Source organism: Arthrobacter gallicola, assembly GCF_014836775.1.
Lineage (GTDB): Bacteria > Actinomycetota > Actinomycetes > Actinomycetales > Micrococcaceae > Arthrobacter_B > Arthrobacter_B gallicola.
This window is the reverse complement of sequence record NZ_JACSQD010000007.1, coordinates 1-20,632: the sequence shown is the minus strand read 5'-3', so window position 1 is coordinate 20,632 and position 20,632 is coordinate 1. Positions and strand designations below refer to the sequence as shown.

Sequence of the window (20,632 nt, the reverse complement as noted above, 5' to 3'; positions counted from 1 at the left end):
GGTGCGCCGCGTAGGTTCAGGGCAATCGGGAAGTTCAGGGCAAAGAGGTCGGGTTGGACCTGGGAAGGGCGGGAGCCAGCCGGTTTGGGGGAAAACCAGCAGGCCCCCGCCCGGCTTTAGGCCGCCGGGGAGGCGGGAGCCGCAGCCGCGCGGGGCGCGCTGACCGGGGAGGGCACGACGTCGTCGGGCAGGTCCACAATGTCCCCGCCGCTGGCGGTGACCCGGACCGGATCGCCCGGGCGCAGCGCCGGCAGGGAGGCGCTCTGCGAATTGCGGTGCACCGAGACCTTCAGCAGGGTTCCGCCGGCGTCGGCCGTGACAATCTCGTCCGTGCCGCGGTAGGCCACCGAGGTGACGACGGCGTCCAGCGCCAGCCCGCCGCCGTCGGCCGGCTGTCCCGGCGCGGCAAGGTGCAGGTGCTCCGGGCGGATGGTGGCCAGGCCGCGGCCGGGCAGTTCCAGGAAGTTCTCGTAGCCCAGGAAGTCGGCGGCGAACCGGCTGGCCGGACGGGTGAAGACCTCCGCCGGGGAACCGGTCTGCTCGATCTTCCCGGCGCGCATCAGGACCATGGAGTCGGACATCTCCAGGGCCTCGTCCTGGTCGTGCGTCACCAGCACCACGGTCAGCCCGGTTTCGGCCTGGATCCGGCGGATCTCAGCGCGCATCTGCACCCGCAGCCGGGCGTCCAGGTTGGACAGCGGCTCATCGAGCAGCAGCAGCCGGGGCCGGATGGCGATCGCGCGGGCCAGCGCCACGCGCTGCTGCTGGCCGCCGGAGAGGGCCTTCGGCTTGCGGTCGGCCAGGTGGCCCAGGCCCACCATGTCCAGGCACTCGGCGATCCGGGCCTTGCGCTCCGCCGCCGGCACCTTGCGCAGCTTCAGGCCGTAGCCCACGTTGTCCGCGATGGTCAGGTGCGGGAAGAGCGCATAAGACTGGAAGACCATGCCCAGGTTCCGCTTCTCCGGCGGAAGCCCGGTGGCGTCCGAGCCGCCGATGATGATCTGCCCGGCGGTGGGCTGCAGGTAACCGGCCAGCATGCGCAGGCTGGTGGTTTTGCCGCAGCCGCTGGGACCGAGCAGGGTGGTCAGTTTCCCCTCCTCGATTTGCAGGTTGATGGAGTCCACGGCCAGGGAATTGCCGTAATTCTGGCTCACGTTCACGAATTCTGCTGCGGGCGTGCTCACGAGTTGATACCTCCGAAGATTTTGGCGAAGCCCACGGTCCGCTCGGCGATGATGGCGATGATGACGGTGCCGGCCATGATCAGCGTGGACATGGCGGCGATCATGGGGTCGTAGGACTGCTGGACGTAATCCAGCATGGTGATCGGGAAGGTGCTGAAATCCCGGCTTTGCAGCAGCAGGGACAGCGGCACGTTGTTGAACGAGGTGATGAAGCTCAGCAGCGCCGCGGAGATCAGGCCCGGCCGCATCAGGGGCAGGGTCACCGTGCGGAAGGTGTGCAGCGGCGTCGCGCCCAGGCCGCGGGCGGCGTCTTCGATGCTGAGGTCGCTGAGCACCAGGGTGGAGCCGGTGACCCGGACGGTGTACGGCATCAGGATGACCACGTGCCCGATCAGCAGCACCCAGAAGGTATCCGCCCGCAGCGTGATGACCAGCTGCTGATACAGCGCCAGGCCGATCACCAGCTCCGGCACAATCAGCGGCGAGGCGAAGAAGGTCTGGATGGCGCTTTTGCCCGCCAGCTTGCTGCGCGCAATGGCCAGGGCCACGGGCACCCCGAGCAGCAGGGCCAGCGCGGTGGCCACCACCGCCAGCAGCAGCGAGGAGGTCAGCGATTCCATAAACGGCCCGTACTTGAGCGCCTTCTCGAACCACTGCAGCGAGAACCCGGTGGGCGGGAACGCCAGCGTGCGCCCGGCGGTGAAGGAGGTCATCACCACGAACAGGATGGGCACGATCATGATGACGTAACCGATGACGGCAAGGGTGAGCAGGACTGGACGGGATTTCATCCGGCGGGTTTTCAGTTGAGGGGTTTTCACTCGACCCTGCCCTTTCGCGAGCCAAGCACAGTGGACAATCCGGAGACCAGGAAGACCAGCACCGTCATGATCAGGGCCGTGGCCGAGGCCGCCTGCCAGTCAACGGTCACCGAGGAGTAGGTGAACAGCTGGGTGGAAAGCACCCGCTGTCCGGTGCCGCCGAGCAGGTACGGCGTGGTGTAGGCGGTAGCCGCACCGGCGAAGACAAGCGTGGCAGCGACAACGATGCCCGGCAGGGAAAGCGGTGCGACGACGGTCCACAGGGTCCGGGTGCGGGTGGCACCCAGGCCGCGGGCGGCGTCGTCCAGGTTGCGGTCCACCTGCGCGATCGCCGAGTAGATGGTGATGATCGCCAGCGGCAGGAACAGCTGCAGCATGCCCAGGATCACGGCCAGCGGTGTGTAGAGCAGCTGCGGACCGCGGTCACTGAGGCCCAGGGCGACGATTAGCTGGCCGACGGCGCCGTTGCTGCCCAGGATGACCAGCCAGCCGAAGGTGCGGACCACGTTGCTCAGCAGCAGCGGGAAGATGGCCAGGGCCAGCCAGACGCCGGCGAACCGGGAAGTGGACCGCGCCAGCAGGAACGCGATGGGGAAGCCGAGGACGATGCACAGGATGGTGACGGTAAGACCGTAGACCAGGGTGCGGCCGATGATCGCCAGGTCATACGGATCGCCCAGCATCTGCCAGAGCCGGGACAAAACCTCGGCCGGGCCGGAGCCGGGCGGGCTGAAAATCATGATCAGCGCGGGGATGGCGAATCCCAGCACCAGCACAACGGCTCCCGGCGCGATCAGGAGCTTGGGTCTGCGCAGCATACGGCGTTATCCCCGAATCAATATGGGCGGACCGGTTCGGCCAGGACAGCCGAAACGATCGGACGGACAATCAATCAACGGCTGACAACCGCGTGAATGAAACCGGTTGTGGAACCGATTGCACCTTACCCTAGTAGGATCGTGTTTCCGGTTTGTTAACGGCTTCATATGCGGCCCATGCCACCCACCCGGCGGTAGAGTTACGCGTCAGGGATATCAGGGGGAACAATGGCAACACTGGACGACGTCGCCGCGCTCGCAGGCGTTTCCAAGGCGACCGCTTCCCGCGCCCTGGGCCGGCCCGAACTGGTGGCCCGCGAGACCATTGAACGGGTCCGTGCCGCCTCCGAGTCCCTGGGTTTCCAGCCCAGCCGGATCGCCCGCGCCCTGGCCCGCGGCCGCACCGGGCTGCTGGCCCTGGTGGTCCCCAGCCTGCAGAACACCTTCTTCGCCCCGATCATCGAGGGTGCGCAGGCTGCGGCGGAGGACTCCGGGAACCACCTCACCATTGCCGTCAGCGGGCTGGCCTCCGCAGCGGACCAGCGCGGCATGGACCGGCTGGCCGGGCAGGTGGACGGCCTGATCCTGAACGCCTCCCAAGCCAGCCAGGATGTGGTCCGGCACGCAGCGTCCCTGGCCCCTACGGTGCTGATCGAACGCGAAGTCCCCGGCATGCCTTCGGTCGTGGCGGACACCGCGGCCGCATTCGGCCGGCTGGCCGGAGAACTCGCGGACCGCGGACACACCCGGATCGCCTACGTCGGCGGGCCCGAGGGGTCCTGGCCGGACAGTATGCGCACGGGCGCCATCACGCAGGCGCTGGCCGGCAGGGCGGACCTGACCGTGCTCGGTCCGCTGCCGCCGCTGGCGGAAAGCGGGATCCGGCTGGTCGATGAGGTGCTTGCTTCCGGTGCCACCGCCGTCCTGGTGTATGCCTCGCCGATCGCCCTGGGCCTGATGTACGCCCTGCGGCTGCGCGGCATCGACGTGCCGCAGGACATGGTGGTCAGCGGCGATGCCCGGATTGCCCGCGCACTGGGTTCCGCCGGTGTTCCCTCTGTGGACGTGGACGGCGTCGAAATTGGCCGGCAGGCCGTGGAACTTTTGCTGGCGCTGCTTGAGCAGCGCGGCCTGCAGGACCGTGGGCTCCCGGTGCCCGGACTCGCGACGCCGGAGCAGCGCCGGCTTACGGTGCCGATTCACTGGTCGTAGGTTCGGGGGCGCGGGCGGGTCTGGGGCTGGGGGCGGGTCGGGACCGGGTCGCGTGGGGCCGGACCAGGGCTGGGACGGGACGGGGCGGGACGCGGACCCGGGCCGGGCTGGCGCCGGGACGGGGCTGAGGTCGGGTCGCGCGCGGGCCGAACAAGAGGGCGGCCGCGACTCACGAGAGTAGATATGGCGTCTTGTGTGGCGCTGTCGGTGGCCTGGCGGCTTGGTGGTTCGGTGGCTTGGCGGCTTGGCGGTTCGGTGGGGCGCCGGGGCGGACTGCTTCCGCTGGATGTGCAGGTATGGCGACTTGGCTCTTGCTGGGTGTGCAGATATGGCGACTTTCTGTGCGCGGAAGTCGCCATATCTGCACGTTGGAGGCGGCCAGATCCTGGCCAAGGGCGCGGACGGAGCGCATGGAGAGTCTGGTCTGCTGACCATCGCCCCGGACCGGCCGCCGGTGCCCGCGCCAGCCCTGACCCGCCGCGCCAGCCCTGACCCGCCGCGCCAGGCCCGCCGCCGCTGCCGCTATCGCCGCCTGCCAGCCCCGTCCCGGCCGCCGTCGCCGCCCCACGTCGGCCCGGCCGCCGGCGCCGCCAGCCCCACCCCGCCCCACCCGACACACCAATCGCGCTCCCAAGCCCCCGGCACCGCCAACCTCGGTTGACCGCTCCCGAACCCACTCATACCGTCCATCCTGCACCCGCCGCATCAGCATGTGGGGTCGGAGGGAGCAGCGGTAGGGAGCACCCAAGCTGGGGGAAGGCCAAGCCTGTCAGAATGCCGACGTGTTCCCGCCGTTCATCACCCGCACAGGTCACACTGCGGAATCCAAGCGGTAGCCGCCGCGCCCAGGGGGTGAACGCGGCCCGTATGAGGGAACCACCATGCAGCTAAAAAGCAAAGCCAGCGCTCCACCACTGCATCGCAGCCAAAGCAGCCGAAACCCCAGACACCGAATACTCACAAGGGGGATCGCCCTGCTGGCGGGAACCCTGCTAGCAACCACCAGTTTCCTCCCGGCGGCCGGCGCCGCCGAACTCCCTGACGCAGAACCGGCTGCCGTGGAGCAGGCCGCACCGCCGGCACCGCTCCAGGAAGACCAGCCGTGGCGGGACCCCAGCCTGTCGCCGGGGCTGCGGGCCAACCTGGTCGTCAACGCGATGACCCTGGAGCAGAAGGTGAGCTACCTGATCCAGTCCGGCGGCCCCGGTGTGCCGGAACTCGGCCTGCCGGCCATCCGCAGCAAGGACGGCTGCTGTGGCCTGGCCCTTGAGGACACCGTGACCACCGGGCTGCCGGTCGGCGTCGGGCTGGCCTCGACCTTCGATGAGTCCTACGCCCGGGCCTACGGTGCCGTGGGTGGGGAGGAAGCCCGGGCCACCGGCTGGAACGCCCTGGCCGGACCCACCATGGACCTGGTCCGCACCCCCTATAACGGGCGGATGTGGGAGGACCTGGGGGAGGACCCGCTGCTCAGCGGTGCCATGGCCGCCGCACAGGTGCAGGGGGAGCAGGGCGCCAGCATCTCCGCCCTGGTCAAGCACTACAACCTGAACAACTTCGAGACCAGGCGCGGCCACGTGAACGTGCTGGTCGATGAGCGGACCCTGCAGGAAACCTACACCCGGCCCTGGGAAAAGCTGATCAACGACGCCGATCCGGGTGCCGTGATGTGCTCCTTCAACCAGGTCAACGGAGAGTATGCCTGCGGCAACGACAGGCTGCTGAACCAGATCCTGAAGAGCCAGCTGGGCTTCGCCGGATTTGTATCCTCCGACTTCAATGCCGCGCACAGCTTCGCGGACTACGCGGCAGGACTGGACGTGTCCGGCCCGGGCCTGGAATTCTCCGGGCCGGCACTGCTGGCCGCGGTGCAGAGCGGCGAAGTTTCCGAACTGCGGGTCACCGACGCCGCCCGGCGGGTGGCGCTGACCATGTTCGCCAAGGGCATCTTCGATAACCCGCCTCCGGGATCCTTCGTCAATCCGCAACCCACCGAAGTGCCGGTTCCCGCCAACATGCTCGAAGCGCACGCGGTAATCGCCCAGGATATTGCCGAGGACGCCGCGGTGCTGCTGAAGAACGACGGCGGCGCGCTGCCCCTGGCGTCCTCCACACCATCTGTGGCGGTCATCGGGTCCGACGCCGACTGGTACATCGACGGCGGCGGTTCCGGAGCGATTCCCAATCCGGCGCAGCTGACCACCATCCTGGACGGCATCACCGCCCGGGCCGGAGCAGGCGCCACAGTGGAATACGCACAGGGCACCGACCCGGTGTCCCTGGGCGATACACTGCCCGGCCCGCCCCCGATCCCCAGCACGGTGCTGACCAACGTGCAGGCCGAATACCGCAGCGGGATCGAGAACTTCGAGGGCGAACCCGTGCTGGCCCGGGACGAACTGCAGGTCAACCTGCGGACCGGAATCTCGGCCGACACGATCAACACCTCGCAGGTGCCGGGACTGCCGATCCCCCTGGTGGCGGCGCCGATGTCCGCAGTCTGGACCGGAACCCTCGTGGCACCGGCGACCGGGGACTACACACTGACCATGACGCATCTGGGCACCGCCCGGCTGTACATCGACGGCACCCTGGTGACCACCGCTCCCGCACAGCCGTTCGGCACCACGGAAGCGGCGATCAACATGGCCGAAGGTCAGGAAGTTCCGATCCGGGTGGAGTACACCACGGACGCGGAGAACCAATTCGACGGCGGACTCAATGACCAGCCGGGAGCCATGATGCGCCTGGGCTGGTACGCGCCGGAGGACGCCAACTCACTGGCCATCCAGGAAGCAGTCGAGGTGGCCTCACGCAACAGCACCGCCGTCATCGTTGCCCGCGACTACACCGGTGAAGCAGCCGACCGCGGCTCCCTGACCCTGCCGCAGGACCAGGACCGCCTGATCCGGGCCGTCTCGGCGGTGAATCCGAACACCATCGTGGTGCTGGCCACCAGCGGACCGGTGACCATGCCCTGGATCGACCAGGTGCCGGCCGTACTGGAAACCTGGTACCCGGGACAGGCACAGGGACTGGCGGTGGCCGCGCTGCTGTACGGCGATGCCAACCCGTCCGGCAAACTGCCGGTGACCTTCCCGGTCAGCGAGGAACAGGCGGCATCGGTGGGTGTGGAGAATCCCTTCCTGCTGATTGAGCAGCTGGAGCCGCAGGTGCCGTATGTCGACGGAGTGTTTGTGGGTTACAAGGCCTACACCAGCCGGGATGTCATTCCGCTCTTCCCCTTCGGTCACGGACTTTCCTACACCCGGTTCCAGTACGGCAACCTGTTTACCACCCCGGTGGTCGAGGCGGGTCCGGCACCGGAAGCCGCCGTGGCCGCGCAGGTGATCAACCTTGGCACTCGTGAGGGTGAGGAAACCGTGCAGGTGTATGTGGGCAACCTGCCCACGAGTGTTCCGACGCCTGCCCGGCAGCTGGCCGGCTACGGCAGCATCACGCTGCCGCCGGGCGGAGCCGGGACGGTCAACATCGATCTGGACCCGCGGGCCCTGCAGTACTGGGACGACGCCGCCGGCTGGGTGACTCCCACCGGAGAGGTGCCCATCTACGTGGGCAGCTCGGTGAATGACACCCGCCTGGTCGGCAGCATCTTCGTGGAGTAACCGCCATGGAGTCAGCCCCTGAGGCATAAGCACCGAACACAGCAGGGACCCGGGGCCAAGGCCCCGGGTCCCTGCTGTTCAGCGCGAGGAGAAAGTCCAGTGCGAGGAAGTCAGCGCGCGGAGAAGACGGCGTCGAAGGCAGCCTGCGGCGGATTCAGGGCCAGAGACCGCACAAAGGCCAGGGCCTCCGGGGCACCCACCAGGCGGTCCATGCCGGCATCCTCCCATTCCACGGATGTCGGCCCCTCGTAGCCGATGCTGTTGAGCATCCGGAAAGCGTCTTCCCAGGGGACATCGCCGTGGCCGGTGGAGACGAAGTCCCAGCCGCGCCGCGGGTCGGCCCAGGGCAGATGGGAGCCAAGCCGTCCGTTGCGGCCGTTGCTCAGACGCTTCTTCGTGTCCTTGCAGTGCACGTGGTAAATCCGGTCCTGGAAGTCCCAGAGGAAGCTGACCGGATCCAGGTCCTGCCAGACGAAATGGCTGGGATCCCAGTTCAGCCCGAACGCCGGCCGGTGCCCGATCGCTTCCAGGGCCCGCTGGGTGGTCCAGTAGTCGTAGGCGATTTCACTGGGATGGACCTCATGCGCGAACCGTACGCCCACCTCGTCGAACACATCCAGGATGGGGTTCCAGCGGTCGGCGAAGTCCTGGTAGCCGGCGTCGATGGCCTCCGCGGATACCGGCGGGAACATTGCCACGTACTTCCAGATGGAGGAACCGGTGAAGCCGACAACCGTCTTCACATCCAGGGCGGCGGCCAGCCGGGCGGTGTGCTTCATTTCCTCGGCAGCGCGCTGCCGGACGCCTTCCGGTTCCCCGTCGCCCCAAACCTGGTCCGGGAGAATGTCCCGGTGGCGCTGGTCGATCGGATCGTCGCACACGGCCTGGCCCTTGAGATGGTTGGAAATCGTGTACACGCTGAGGTTGTACTTCTCCAGGATCGCCAGCCGGTCCTGGATATAGGACTCGTCGTCCCAGCGCCAGGGATCCAGATGGTCTCCCCAGCAGGCGATTTCCAGGCCGTCGTAACCCCAGCCGGACGCGAGCCGGGCAACTTCCTCCAGGGGCAGATCGGCCCACTGGCCGGTGAACAAAGTGACTGGGCGGGACATAAGTACTCCTTGGGTCAGGGGGAAGGGGGCTACTGCACCGGGGTCCAGACGCTGGACTTGCCGGAACTGCGGGAGACGGCGTCGAGCACCTGCTGGATCTGGAATCCGTCAGCGAACGACGGCGTGGGCTGGGTTCCAGCGGCAATGGCCTCCACGAAGTCCTTGGCCTGGTGGACAAAGCCGTGCTCATAGCCCAGCGAATGGCCGGCCGGCCACCACGCGGAGACATACGGATGCACCGGTTCGGTGACCATGATCCGGGTGAAACCCTGCCGCGCAGGCGGGGCGGTGTAGTCGTAGAAGTCCAGGAAGTTCAGGTCCTCCAGATCAAAGTGCACGGCGCCGAGGCTGCCGGAAACCTCCAGCCGCAGGGCGTTCTTGCGGCCGGTGGCCATCCGGCTGGCTTCGAAGGACCCGAGCAAACCGTCGGAGAATCGGCCGCTGAAATAGGCGGCGTCATCCACGGTGACCGGTCCGCGCTCGCCGGTGCCTGCGGCCGCGCCCAGCCCGGTGCTGCCTGGTGCGGACGCTGCGGCCGGCAGCGGCCGGGTAGCCACCAGGGTTTCCAGGGTGCCGCTGACCTCGGTGAGCTGCTGACCGGTCACGTACTGCGCCAAGTCCACGGCGTGGGCGCCAAGATCGCCCAGCACGCCGGACCCGGCCTGCTCCCGGTCCAGCCGCCAGGTCAGCGGCGCCTCAGCGTCAACCAGCCAGTCCTGCAAATAGACGGCGCGCACCTGCCGCACCGTGCCAATGGCACCGGCGGCCACGAGGTCGCGGGCGTGGGTTGCGGCCGGGAGCCGGCGGTAGGTGAACCCCACCATCGCCCGGGTGCCGTGGGCAGCTGCCCGGGCGGCGGCGTCGGCCATGGCCTGCGCTTCCTGGACGGTGTTGGCCAGCGGCTTCTCACACAGCACGTGCTTGCCGGCCTGCAGGGCGGCGATGGCGATCTGCGCGTGGGAGGCGCCCGGCGTCACGATGTCGACGACGTCGATATCCTGCCGCTGGACCGCTTCCTCCCAGTCCGTGGAGGTTTCCTCCCAGCCCCACTTCCGGGCCGCGGCTTCCGTGCGGCGGGGATCCCTGCCCACTAACAGCGCCATCCGGGGCTGCAGCGGCAGATCGAAGAACCTCCCGGCCACACGCCACGCCTGGGAATGGGCCGCGCCCATAAATCCGTGGCCGATCAACGCCACCCGTAGTGGTTTTTCGACGTCCATTCGCTCTCCTCGTTTCCTGTTTCCGCGGACTTCGCCGCTGTTGTTTTGCGGCGGCGTGGACCCGTACGGGCAGGGCAGCCAAGGCGTGGAACGCCCTGCCCGCACGGGACTCAGGACTCGAACGCGGTGGGAAGGTACTTCTCCACGTTCTCGCTGGTGACAACGGGCGCGTTGAGGACAATCCGGTTGGGAACCTCGATCTCCACCAGATCGCTCATGGCCTTGTCCTGGACCACCAGCCGGGCCAGCCGGATACCGTCAGCGGCCTGGGTGGAGGGATAGATGATCGTTGCCTTGAGCACGCCCTCGCCGGACTGGATCTCCCGCATGGCGTTGGCGGATCCTGCCCCGCCGACCATGATGAATTCGTCCCGCCCGGCAGAGTCGATGGCGGCCAGGACACCGATGCCCTGATCGTCGTCGTGGTTCCAGACCGCATCGATCTTCGGGGCGGCAGCGAGCAGCTGTGACGTCGCAGCCTCCCCGCCCTGGACAGTGAAGTCGGCCGCAACCCGGTTGTTGACCTCCAGGCCGCAGCCCTCCAGTGCGTCCTTGAAGCCGGCGCTGCGGTCCTGGGTGAGGGGCAGTGAATCGATGCCGGCGATTTCCGCCACCACGGCGTCGGGCTGGTCACCCACCTGCTCACAGATATACGTTCCGGCACTGACGCCCATCCCGTAGTTGTCGCCAAGGACGGTGGCGCGTGCGGCGAAGGGGCTGGAGAACTCCCGGTCCACGTTGATCACGGGTATGCCGGCCTCCATGGCCTGTGTGGCGACGGCGGTCAGTGCCGCGCCGTCGGTGGGCAGCAGGACAATGGCGTCCACGCCCTCGTTAATGAACTGCTCCACCTGGCTGATCTGGAGATTCGCGTCATTGGTCCCCTCAGCGACCCGGAGTTCGACATCCGGGAGCTTCTCCGCTTCCGCCAGGGCAGCTGAGTTGATTGCCCCAAGCCAGCCGTGGTCGGCAGCCGGGCCGGAAAAGCCGATGACGACGGTGTCGCCCTCGGCCTGGTTGCCTTCCACCGAGTTGTTGGTCGGATCACTGCTGGTCTCTTCGCCGCTGGAACATCCGGTGAGGACGAGCCCGCCGACGGCGATGAACGCCGCGGTGGTTACGAGCTGCCTCCGGCCCGACATGCGTGCTGCCTGCATGGTTTTCTCCTCCATTGATGGGGTATTGCACGTCCAGAAGAGGCAAACAGGCACTGTTCCGCACCCCGCACCTCATCGTGATGGCCGTCACAGTAACAGAAGACGTCCGGAAAAACTGCAAGATACTACTGATCATCGACGTAAGTGTGTATGCTCCGTCCATGTCGACGGCCAGCGCTGCCCCAACACCCGTAGAACCGCTGCTTGCGGTGCGGAATCTCAGCAAGAGTTTTGCCGGCGTCCAGGCGCTGCAGGGCGTCAACCTGGAGGTGCTCCCGGGGGAGGTGCACTGTGTACTGGGGCAGAACGGTGCCGGAAAATCGACCTTGATCAAGGCGCTCTCCGGTGTGCATCAGCCGGACGGCGGGGAGATCCGCTGGCAGGGCAACCCGGTGGAACTGGCCTCGCCCACAGCGGCGCTGGAGCTTGGAATTGCCACCATGTACCAGGAGCTGGACGTGGTGGACGGCCTGAACATCACGGAGAACATTTTCCTGGGCCACGAGAATGCCCGCGGCGGAGTCCTGCGGGTCAAGGACGCCCGTCAGAAGACCCGCAGCCTGCTGCAGCGGCTGGGCCACCAGGAACTCTCGCCGGGCACGGAAGTGGGCAGCCTCTCCGCCGCCGGAAAGCAGATTGTCAGCCTGGCGCGGGCGCTCTCCCGCAACGCCCGGCTGATCATCATGGATGAGCCGAGCGCCATCCTGGATTCCGGGGAAGTGGCCAATCTGTTCCGGGTGATCCGCCAGCTCACCGCCCAGGGCATCGCCATCGTCTACATCTCCCACCGGCTGGAGGAGATCGACCAGATCGGTAACCGGATCACCGTGATCAAGGACGGCCGCAGCACAGCCTCCTCCCTGCCGGTGAAATCCGTGACCCGCAGCGAGCTGGTGCGGCTGATGACCGGCCGGGAAACCACCAACGTGTATCCGCCCCGGCAGCCGGTGTCCGATGAGGCGCCGGTGCTGCTCCAGGTGCAGGACCTGGGCCTGCCTGGATCTTTCAGCGGCATCAGCTTCACCCTCCGGGCCGGCGAGATCCTGGGCCTGGCCGGGCTGGTGGGTTCGGGCCGCTCGGAAATCCTGGAAACCATCTACGGCGCGCGGAAAGCCGGAACCGGCAGCGTCACGGTCCAGGGCAGGACACTGCGGCCGGGCTCGGTACGGGCCGCCACGAGCGCCGGGATGGGCCTGTCCCCGGAGGAACGGAAAAGCCAGGGCCTGATCCTGGAAGAACCGATCTACAAGAACGCCACGCTGTCCACTTTCGCCCGGTTCGCCCGCCGCGGACTGCTGAACGAACGGGCCGAGAAACAGGCAGCCCGGGAGCAGGCCAAGGCACTTCACCTCACACCGGCGGATCCGGAACGCCAGGCCCGGACTCTCTCCGGCGGCAACCAGCAGAAGGTGCTGCTGGCCCGCTGGCTCATTCACGGGACCCGGATCCTGCTGCTGGACGAGCCCACCCGCGGCGTGGACGTGGGCGCTAAAGCCGAAATCTACTCACTGATCCGCAAACTCGCCGCTGAAGGCGTGGGCATTGTGGTGGTCTCCAGCGAAATCGAGGAGGTCATCGGCCTGGCAGACCGGGTACTGGTGCTCGACGCGGGCCGGACCCTGGCTCTGAGAGACGCCGCCGATATTGATGAGCACGGTGTGCTCGACCTCGTCCTGAAAGGAAACGCCCCTTGAGCGAGAACAACACAACAACGCTGGAACCTCCTCCCAGCGGAGGCGAGGCGCCGGCGGGGGCCGGCCGCAGGGGCTGGCGCCAGATACTGGGCGGCTCGGGCGCACGGAGCCTCGGTCTGGTCATTGCGCTGGCCCTGCTGGTAGCCGTTGGCGCGGCCACCAGCGGTTCCCAGTTCCTGAGCATGAGCAATCTGCTGACCATCCTGTCCTATGGCTCTGTCCTCGGGGTCGTCAGTATTGGCATGACTTTTGTGATCACCGCCGGTGGAATCGACCTCTCGGTGGGCTCGGTTATGGGGCTGACTTCGGTGGTGGCGAGCCTGTCCGCCGTCCAGCTCGCGGCGGCGAACAGCAGCTGGCTGGTTATGGTTGCCGTCGCTCTCGCCGTCGGGGCCTTCGTGGGGTTGATCAACGGCACGATCATCGCCTACGGCAACGTGGTGGCCTTCATCGCCACTCTGGCCATGCTGGTCGCCGCACGCGGGGTGGCGGAACTGATTTCCGGCCGCAGAACGCTGATTGTCACCGAGCGCGACTTCCTCGCCATCATGCGCTCCAACGTGCTGGGCGTTCCGCTGCTGATCTGGATCTTCGCGGTTGTAGCCGCGATCGGGTGGTTCCTGCTCAACCGGACTACCTTCGGGCGCCGGACGGTGGCAATCGGCGGGAACCTGGAAGCCGCCCGGCTCGCCGGCATCAAGGTGAAACGGCACGTTGTGTGGCTGTATGTCCTGTCCGGCCTGACTGCGGGGATTGCCGGCGTCATGATGATGGCACGCACCACGTCCGGCTCCTCGACGCACGGTCTGTACTACGAACTCGACGCAATTGCCGCGGTGGTGGTGGGCGGCACGCTGCTGATCGGTGGCCGGGGAACCATTGTCGGCACGGTCCTGGGGGTGCTGCTGTTCAGCACCCTCACCAACGTGTTTACCCAGAACAACCTGGATACCTCAGTGCAGGCAGTCACCAAGGGCGCGATCATTGTGCTGGCCGTGCTGCTCCAGCAGAAGTTCGCGGTTCGGGGAACCCGGCGCAAAGGCGCGTTGTGACGGTGCCCTCTTCCGGCATCAGCGATCTCTTCCAGCTGCTGCGCGACGGCCAGCCCCGTACGCGCAGCGAATTGGCCGAGCTGGCTGGGGTGGCCCGGTCCACCATCGCGCTGCGCGTTGACGCGCTGATCGAACTGGGCCTGGTGGCTCCGGTGGAGGATGCCGCCTCGACCGGCGGCCGCCCGTCAGCGCAGATCGCGATGCAGGCCGGACGGCTGGTAGTCCTGGGAGCCGACGTCGGAGCGTCCCACCTGCGGGTCGGGGTGGCTGACCTGGCCGGCAATGCGCTGGCCGATGCCACCCGCGACCTGCTGGTCAGCGCCGGACCGGGCACGGTTCTGGACACGGTGGTGGAACTCGGCAGCTCCCTGCTCCGGCAGCTGGGACGTTCCGGGCGCGACATCCTGGCTGTCGGCGTCGGACTCCCCGGCCCCGTGGAGCACAGCACCGGCAAACCGATCCATCCGCCCATCATGCCCGGCTGGCACGGGTTCGACGTCGCCGCTTACCTGGGCGCCCACTTCAACGCGCCGGTGCTGGTGGATAACGATGTGAACGTGATGTCGATGGGGGAGCGCGAGGCAGCGTGGCCCGACGTCGAGAACCTGATTTTCGTCAAAGTCGCCACCGGCATTGGCGCGGGAATCATCTGCAACGGGGCGCTGCTGCGCGGTGCGGACGGGGTGGCAGGGGACATTGGCCACATCCCGGTGCCCAGCGGCGCGGATCTGCTCTGCCGGTGCGGAAACTTCGGCTGCCTGGAGGCGCTCGCGTCCGGCCCGGCGGTGGCCCGGAAACTGCGGGAAGCCGGCCTGGCCGCGGAGGACGGCCGGGACGTCGTCGCACTGGTGGCGCAGGGGGAGCAGGCGGCGGTGCATGCCGTCCGGCAGGCCGGGCGCGACGTCGGCGAGGTCCTGTCCGCGTGCCTGAGCATGATGAATCCGTCCGTCATTGTCATCGGGGGGTTGCTGGCGCTCACCGGAGAGCACTTTATTGCCGGGGTGCGGGAGGTCGTGTACTCCCGGACCATGCCGCTGGCCACGCAGCACCTGCAGATTGTGCAGTCCGCCTCCGGGCTCGAGGCCGGGATGCTGGGCGCCTGCATGCTGGCCATCCACCACGCGCTGTCGCCGCAGAGCATCGACGGGATGCTTGCCGCGCGGGTGTGAACCGGACAGCGTAACGGATGCCCGGATCGGAGCCGGAATCACCTAGCCTGAGCGCATGTCCAAACCAGTCCTCACCATCCTCACCGGGTCCCGCCCGGTCACCGGGCTCGAGCAGCTCGAAGCCCTCGCGGACGTCCGGCTAGCGTCCGATACCGGCGAGCTCGCTGCAGCGCTGCCCGGCACGGAGATCCTGTACCTGTGGGATTACTTCGCTGACGGGCTGCGGGAGAACTGGTCCCGCGCGGATTCCCTGAAGTGGATCCACGTACCGGCCGCCGGTGTGGACAGGCTGCTGTTCCCGGAGCTCGCGGCCTCGGAGGTCACCGTGACTAACGCCCGCGGCATTTTCGATGCGGCGATGGCCGAGTACGCGTTGGCCGGCATCCTGTATTTCGCCAAGAACTTCCCGGCGGCAGCCCTGAACCAGCGGGACCGGCACTGGCAGTACTTTCCCACGTACAACCTGGCCGGCACCCGGGCGCTGATCGCCGGTACCGGCAGCATCGGACGGACCACCGCCCGGCTGCTGCGCGCCGTCGGCATCGAAACCGACGGGCTGGGCCGCACCGCCCGGACCGGCGACGCCGATTTCGCCGCCATTCACGCCAGCACGGACTTTGCCGCCGTGGCCGGGGACTACGACTTTGTTGTCCTCGCTGCCCCGCTCACCCGGGACACCCGGAGGATGTTGAACCAGGAGGTACTGTCCGCAATGCGCCCGACGGCGGTGCTCGTGAACATGGGCCGCGGCGAGCTGGCGGACCAGGACGCCCTGACTCTGGCGCTGGAGTCCAAGTCCATCGCCGGAGCCGTGCTGGACGTGACCGATCCGGAACCGCTGCCCGCTTCCAGCCCGTTGTGGTCCCTGGAGAACGTGCTGATCACTCCGCACCTCTCCGGCGATTCGCAAACCCATCTGCCCGCCCTGGCAGCCCAGTTCGAAGCCAACCTCACCGCTTATCTGGCGGGCCGCACTCCGGCGAACGTGGTGGATAAGCGGCTGGGCTTCGTGGCTGCGGGAGTTTAGGACTCCGGCCGCCCCAACGCGGCCGCACCCGAGCTGAACCGGCACCCTGCCCCCGTGCCGCCCGCTACGCCAGCCGCGGAGTCCGCGGCGGTTCGGTGCGGCGACCTGTGTCACCCGTCCCGAGCCCGCCCGCCTCGAGCCCGCCCGTCTCGAACCCGGTAGCTTCGAAGGCGGCCGCCAGACGGAGCAGCGCGTTGTCGTCCCAGCCCCGTCCGGCGAAGGTGAGCCCCACCGGCATCCCGGTGTCTGCCATCGTTCCCATCGGAACGGTGACGGTGGGGATGCCCAGATGCCGGGGCACCAGGTTCCCATTAGCCACCCACACACCGTTGCGCCAGGCCAGATCCGCCGACTCCGGATTGACGTCCGCATCCGCCGGGCCGACGTCGGCCATCGCCGGGAACACCACCGCGTCCAGCCCCAGGCCGTCCATCCACTCTTCGAGATCGATCCGGCGCGTTTCCTCCAGGCCACGCAGACCCTCGGCCAGGTGTGGAATTTCGGTAAAGGAGTCCACGGGGGACTTCCGGACGTGCTCCGGATACTCGGCGATGTCGTCGTCGAAACCGGTGTACCGGTCCGGCAGTGCGCCCTCCGGATGCGGGAAGATCCGGGTGCCGTCGACGTCGGCCAGCCGGTTTAGCGCCGGATCGCCGTTGGCGGCCAGGAAGTCGTCCCAGGCCCAGGCCGAGAGATCCACGATCTCGCTGCGGAGGAACTCCGGGCTGACCAGGCCGCGGGTGGCGAGGGTGGGTGCGCCGGGGCGGTCGCCTTCGTAGTTGGTGACGGCGGGGAAGTCCACCTCCACCACCTCGGCGCCCGCGGCCTCCAAATCGCGGCGCGCGGCATTCCAAAGGTCCAGGACCGAGTCCCGGGTCTGAATGCGCTGACCGGTGGGACCGCCAATGCCGGCTGCCCTGCCCCCGGAGTCCGCGGTGCCGGCGTCGGGATCGGCATTGATATACATCCGCGGCACGCCAAAGCGCCGCCCGGCCAGGGCGCCGCGCGCTGCGGCCGGATCCGGCACGGCCAGGTCAAGGTACGACGCCGGCCGCACCTGGGAGGCCGCCGGCACCTTCACCCAGGGCTGGGCGCGCCAAAAATCTCCGCGGGTCTCGGCGTCGTCCGCCACGATCACGTCCAGGACCTCCAGCAGGTCCGCCATGGTGCGGGTATGCGGAACCACCACGTCCATGGTCGGCACCAGCGGCCAGTTCCCGCGCACCGAGATCACGCCGCGGGACGGGGTGTACGCGCACAGTGCGTTGCAGGACGCCGGTGCCCGGCCCGAGGACCAGGTCTCTTCCCCGAGGCCGAAGGCCGCGAAGCTGGCCGCCGTCGCCGTTCCGGACCCGTTGGAGGAACCGGACGCAAAGGCGGAGGTGAGGAAGTCTGCGCTGTACGGGCTTTTGGCCCGGCCATAGAGTCCGCGCTGCATCCCGCCGTTGGCCATGGGTGGCATGTTGGTCAGCCCGATCAGCACGGCTCCGGCATCCCGCAGCCGCTCAATGGTGAACGCGTCCTGCCCGGCCACCAGATCGGCAAACGCCGGAGACCCGGCCGCCACGGTGAGCCCGCGCACCTTGAAACTGTTCTTCGCGGTGTACGGAATGCCGTCCAGCGGGCCCAGCACGGTACCGCGGGCGCGGCGCTCATCCGCGGCACGGGCTTCGGCCAAGGCATCCGGATTGGACACGATGACGGAGTTCAGCCGCGGTCCCTGCCGGTCGTAGGCCTCGATCCGGGCCAGGTACGCGGCAACGAGTTCCTCGCTGGTGGTTTCACCCGACTCCAGGGCCGCCCGCAGTTCGGCAATGCCCGCTTCCACGACGTCGAACATTATGCTCCCGTCCCGGATTCCGCTCCGGCTCCGGTTAGCCGGGGTGCCGGCTGCTGCTGAGTGATGCAGTGGATGCCGCCGCCGAAGGCGAAGATATCCCGCGCGTCCACCAGTTCCACGACCCGGCCGGGGTAGGCGCGGCCCAGGATTTCCGCGGCTGCGGCGTCGTGCGCGTCATCGAAGGCGCACAGCACCACCACGCCGTTGCCGACGTAGTGGTTGATGTAGGACCAGTCCACGAACCCGTCTCCGGCGTCGAGCACCGTGGGTGCCGGGACATCGATGATTTCCAGCTTCCGGCCGCGGGCATCCACCGCGGCTTCCAGGACCGTGCGGAGCTGCTTCATCACCTGGTGGTCAGGGTGGCGTGCATCGTCCTGCCGGTGCAGCAGTACGGTGCCGGGGCCGGCGAAGGAGGCGACGATGTCCACGTGGCCGCGGGTGCCGAACTCGTCATAGTCCCGGGTGAGTCCGCGGGGCAGCCAGATGGCCTTGGTGGTGCCCAGCCGGGCATGGACCTCCGCTTCCACCTCCTCCCGGCTTCTGCCGGGGTTGCGTCCTGGATCGAGCTGGACCGTCTCCGTGAGCAGCACGGTGCCTTCGCCGTCGACGTGGAAACCGCCGCCCTCATTAACCAGCGAGCTGGAGGTCACCGGAACGCCGGCTTCCGCGGCCACGAAGGTGCCCAGATGCTGGTCCTTGTCCCAGGCGGCCCATTCCTGGGCTCCCCAGCCGTTGAACACCCAGTTCACGGCGGCAACGCTGCCGTCCGCGGCGTGCGTGAAGGTGGGGCCGGAGTCCCGGAGCCAGGCGTCGTCCAGCTCAACGGACACCAGATTGATCCCGTCGCCGAGGAACTCCTTGGCCGCGCCCAGGTCCCCGGGGCTGACCAGCATGGTGACGGGTTCGTAGCGGGCGATGGTGCGGGCGACGGCGGACCAGGCCGTGCGGGCCCGGTCCAGCGTGGTGCTCCCGGCCTCGCCAAAGGTGTCGTTAGGGGTGGGGAAGGCCATCCAGGTTTTGCTGTGGGGTGCCCATTCGGCGGGCATAGCGGCATGCATGGTGGTACTTCCTCCAGTGTGACGAAGCTAATAATGAATGACTTTCATTTACTATCCGCTGCGGAGACAAAAAAGGAAAACATTAAGCCGACCCGGGACGTTGGGCAGTGTCCCAGCGATCCGCGGGGTGAAATTTTGCGCCCTCCCGGCTTTGGAAGGCGGCAGCGGTGTATCGCGCGGCGGTCCGGGCTAGGCTCCGGGCATGAACTGGGGAGATTTCTGGGATCAGGCGGCGCAGTGGGCCATTACGTGGATTCCCGTACTCGGGCCGCTGGGCATCCTGACGACGGCGGTGGTCGCCTATGTTGCCTACCGGCAGAAACTCGAGGCGGACCGCCGCGCGCAGTGGTGGGTGCGGGCGCAGTGGGCACTGGAGGCTTCCGTCAGCGCCAATCCGCGGCGCTCACTGGCCGGGCTCGCCGTGCTGAATGACCTGAAAACCTCATCCCTGGCTACCCGGGAGGACAGGGCATTGTTCCGGTTGATCGGCCTGACGGTGCAGGAGGAGGTGTTGGGTGACGGCGGGCAGCCGGCCGCGGTGCGCCCGCTCGGGAATCCGGCGGCTGACGACGGTTCGCGGGCTGATCCGGCAGCACCGCTAAATGCACAGGCACGGAACTCACGGACACGGCACTCACACGCAGACGCCGTCGCCGCCGGTTCGGGGCTGACAAATCGGATCCTGGAACAGGCCGAAGAGCTCCTTGCCGGGTCGGACATGGCGACCGGGGAAGAGAATCCGCCCGTGGGAGAGGGGCCGGAGGGTGCTCTGCCACAGGCCGTGCAAGATACGCGGGAGGCTCCGGGTAGTCCTCCCGCGGCCAGCCGTCCGGACCGGCCTTTGCGGCGCGGAACCGGCCCGCACTCCGGTTGACCCCGTGCCTGGGCGCCTGCAGGGGAATCCGGGTGCCGACAGGGGCCCGTCTCCGCAGTTCCTTGCCGGGCGCCGTGCCCGCTCTTACCGTTGAAGGACCCGGGAAAGTGGACCTGCAGCAGGAATCCAGGCCCCTGACCCGCGGCGTCAAGACTCTGTGAGGCGATCATGGGCACACAACCGAACGATCCGATGTACAGCTATGGACAGGGTTATCCTCCACGGGGGACGCGGTCCAACCAGGGATGGGGGTTGGCTCTTGCCAGTCTCATCCTGGGGGTCATCGGCCTGGGACTGTTCTGGGTTCCGGTGATCAACTACCTGGCCCTGGCGTTCGCACTTGCGGGCCTGGGGCTCTCCATTGCTGCACTGATCATCGCGGTCCGCAACGGTTCCACCGCAAAGGTCCTTTCCGTCGCTGCCGTCATCGTCTCCGGACTGGGATTCATCCTGTGCATTGTTGCCATTTCTCTATGGGGCGCGCTCTTCAGCCGTATCGGTGATGATGACAACTCCACAAGGTACGAGCCAACGCCCACAATCACCGTCACCAGTCCCGCCGCGACGGAAAATTCCAGCGGCACGGACACCGGATCGGGCAGCTCGCCTGGTCCCGGAACCTCAACCGGTCCGGCAACAGGCACGTCCACTGACATCTCGGCTCCCGCATCTGACTAGCCGCCCTAGCTGTACTGAGACACCACGTTAGTTACACGGGAAATAGGTGAAGACCTCTTAGATTTGGTGGTTACCACACACACCCGA

General features: G+C 67.7%; 16 protein-coding genes. 8 read left to right on the top strand and 8 right to left on the bottom strand.

Annotated features, from left to right (window positions below; translation table 11 throughout):
• Positions 1 to 116: 116 nt before the first annotated feature.
• The 3 genes from H9639_RS14155 to H9639_RS14145 are packed head-to-tail and all read right to left on the bottom strand — an operon-like array spanning position 117 to position 2,823.
• Positions 117 to 1,184, bottom strand: coding sequence for an ABC transporter ATP-binding protein (locus H9639_RS14155; protein ID WP_191808727.1), 1,068 nt, complete (start codon positions 1,182 to 1,184; stop codon positions 117 to 119).
• On the bottom strand, positions 1,181 to 1,975 hold the full coding sequence (locus H9639_RS14150; RefSeq protein ID WP_191808726.1) for an ABC transporter permease: 795 nt from the start codon (positions 1,973 to 1,975) through the stop codon (positions 1,181 to 1,183). The genes H9639_RS14155 and H9639_RS14150 overlap by 4 nt, the downstream gene beginning before the upstream one ends.
• A gap of 26 nt (positions 1,976 to 2,001) precedes the next feature.
• Positions 2,002 to 2,823 carry an ABC transporter permease gene (locus H9639_RS14145; RefSeq protein WP_191808725.1) on the bottom strand — a complete coding sequence of 274 codons (822 nt, stop codon included), beginning with the start codon at positions 2,821 to 2,823 and terminating at the stop codon, positions 2,002 to 2,004.
• Between the two features lie 228 nt (positions 2,824 to 3,051).
• Here H9639_RS14145 and H9639_RS14140 point away from each other — a divergent pair, with 228 nt between their 5' ends.
• Positions 3,052 to 4,035: a LacI family DNA-binding transcriptional regulator gene (locus H9639_RS14140; protein WP_191808724.1), complete on the top strand. Its 984-nt coding sequence runs from the start codon at positions 3,052 to 3,054 to the stop codon at positions 4,033 to 4,035.
• A 1,058-nt stretch (positions 4,036 to 5,093) separates the two neighbouring features.
• Entirely contained in the window at positions 5,094 to 7,661 is a 2,568-nt protein-coding gene (locus H9639_RS14135; RefSeq protein ID WP_191808723.1) for a beta-glucosidase H, read from the top strand.
• Positions 7,662 to 7,771: 110 nt separating this feature from the next.
• Here H9639_RS14135 and H9639_RS14130 read toward each other — a convergent pair whose 3' ends face one another.
• The 3 genes from H9639_RS14130 to H9639_RS14120 form a co-directional block, all read right to left on the bottom strand.
• On the bottom strand, positions 7,772 to 8,773 hold the full coding sequence (locus H9639_RS14130) for a sugar phosphate isomerase/epimerase family protein (RefSeq protein ID WP_191808722.1): 1,002 nt from the start codon (positions 8,771 to 8,773) through the stop codon (positions 7,772 to 7,774).
• A 29-nt stretch (positions 8,774 to 8,802) separates the two neighbouring features.
• Positions 8,803 to 9,993: a Gfo/Idh/MocA family protein gene (locus H9639_RS14125; protein WP_191808721.1), complete on the bottom strand. Its 1,191-nt coding sequence runs from the start codon at positions 9,991 to 9,993 to the stop codon at positions 8,803 to 8,805.
• 110 nt (positions 9,994 to 10,103) lie between these two features.
• Positions 10,104 to 11,150, bottom strand: a complete 1,047-nt coding sequence (locus H9639_RS14120) for a substrate-binding domain-containing protein (RefSeq protein ID WP_191808720.1) — start codon at positions 11,148 to 11,150, stop codon at positions 10,104 to 10,106.
• A 161-nt stretch (positions 11,151 to 11,311) separates the two neighbouring features.
• Between H9639_RS14120 and H9639_RS14115 the strand changes: the two genes are divergently transcribed.
• From H9639_RS14115 to H9639_RS14100, 4 genes are read left to right on the top strand one after another with little or no spacing between them, the layout of a single operon-like run.
• Positions 11,312 to 12,844, top strand: coding sequence for a sugar ABC transporter ATP-binding protein (locus H9639_RS14115; RefSeq protein ID WP_191808719.1), 1,533 nt, complete (start codon positions 11,312 to 11,314; stop codon positions 12,842 to 12,844).
• A complete protein-coding gene (locus H9639_RS14110) occupies positions 12,841 to 13,896 on the top strand; it encodes an ABC transporter permease (RefSeq protein ID WP_191808718.1) in 1,056 nt (351 codons plus the stop codon). Before H9639_RS14115 ends, H9639_RS14110 begins: the two co-directional genes overlap by 4 nt.
• On the top strand, positions 13,893 to 15,065 hold the full coding sequence (locus H9639_RS14105; protein WP_191808717.1) for an ROK family protein: 1,173 nt from the start codon (positions 13,893 to 13,895) through the stop codon (positions 15,063 to 15,065). Before H9639_RS14110 ends, H9639_RS14105 begins: the two co-directional genes overlap by 4 nt.
• A 55-nt stretch (positions 15,066 to 15,120) precedes the next feature.
• Positions 15,121 to 16,092 (top strand): D-2-hydroxyacid dehydrogenase, encoded by a 972-nt coding sequence (locus H9639_RS14100; RefSeq protein ID WP_191808716.1) that lies wholly within the window; start codon positions 15,121 to 15,123, stop codon positions 16,090 to 16,092.
• Positions 16,093 to 16,156: 64 nt separating this feature from the next.
• On the opposite strand, the gene H9639_RS14095 is transcribed toward H9639_RS14100, so the two are convergent.
• Positions 16,157 to 17,932: an amidase gene (locus tag H9639_RS14095; RefSeq protein WP_191808715.1), complete on the bottom strand. Its 1,776-nt coding sequence runs from the start codon at positions 17,930 to 17,932 to the stop codon at positions 16,157 to 16,159.
• Entirely contained in the window at positions 17,932 to 18,993 is a 1,062-nt protein-coding gene (locus H9639_RS14090; protein WP_225219631.1) for an agmatine deiminase family protein, read from the bottom strand. Before H9639_RS14090 ends, H9639_RS14095 begins: the two co-directional genes overlap by 1 nt.
• A 202-nt stretch (positions 18,994 to 19,195) precedes the next feature.
• Here H9639_RS14090 and H9639_RS14085 point away from each other — a divergent pair, with 202 nt between their 5' ends.
• Complete coding sequence (locus H9639_RS14085) at positions 19,196 to 19,867, top strand: hypothetical protein (protein WP_191808714.1); 672 nt, start codon at positions 19,196 to 19,198, stop codon at positions 19,865 to 19,867.
• 252 nt (positions 19,868 to 20,119) lie between these two features.
• A complete protein-coding gene (locus tag H9639_RS14080) occupies positions 20,120 to 20,545 on the top strand; it encodes a hypothetical protein (RefSeq protein WP_191808713.1) in 426 nt (141 codons plus the stop codon).
• The last annotated feature ends 87 nt before the right edge of the window (positions 20,546 to 20,632 follow it).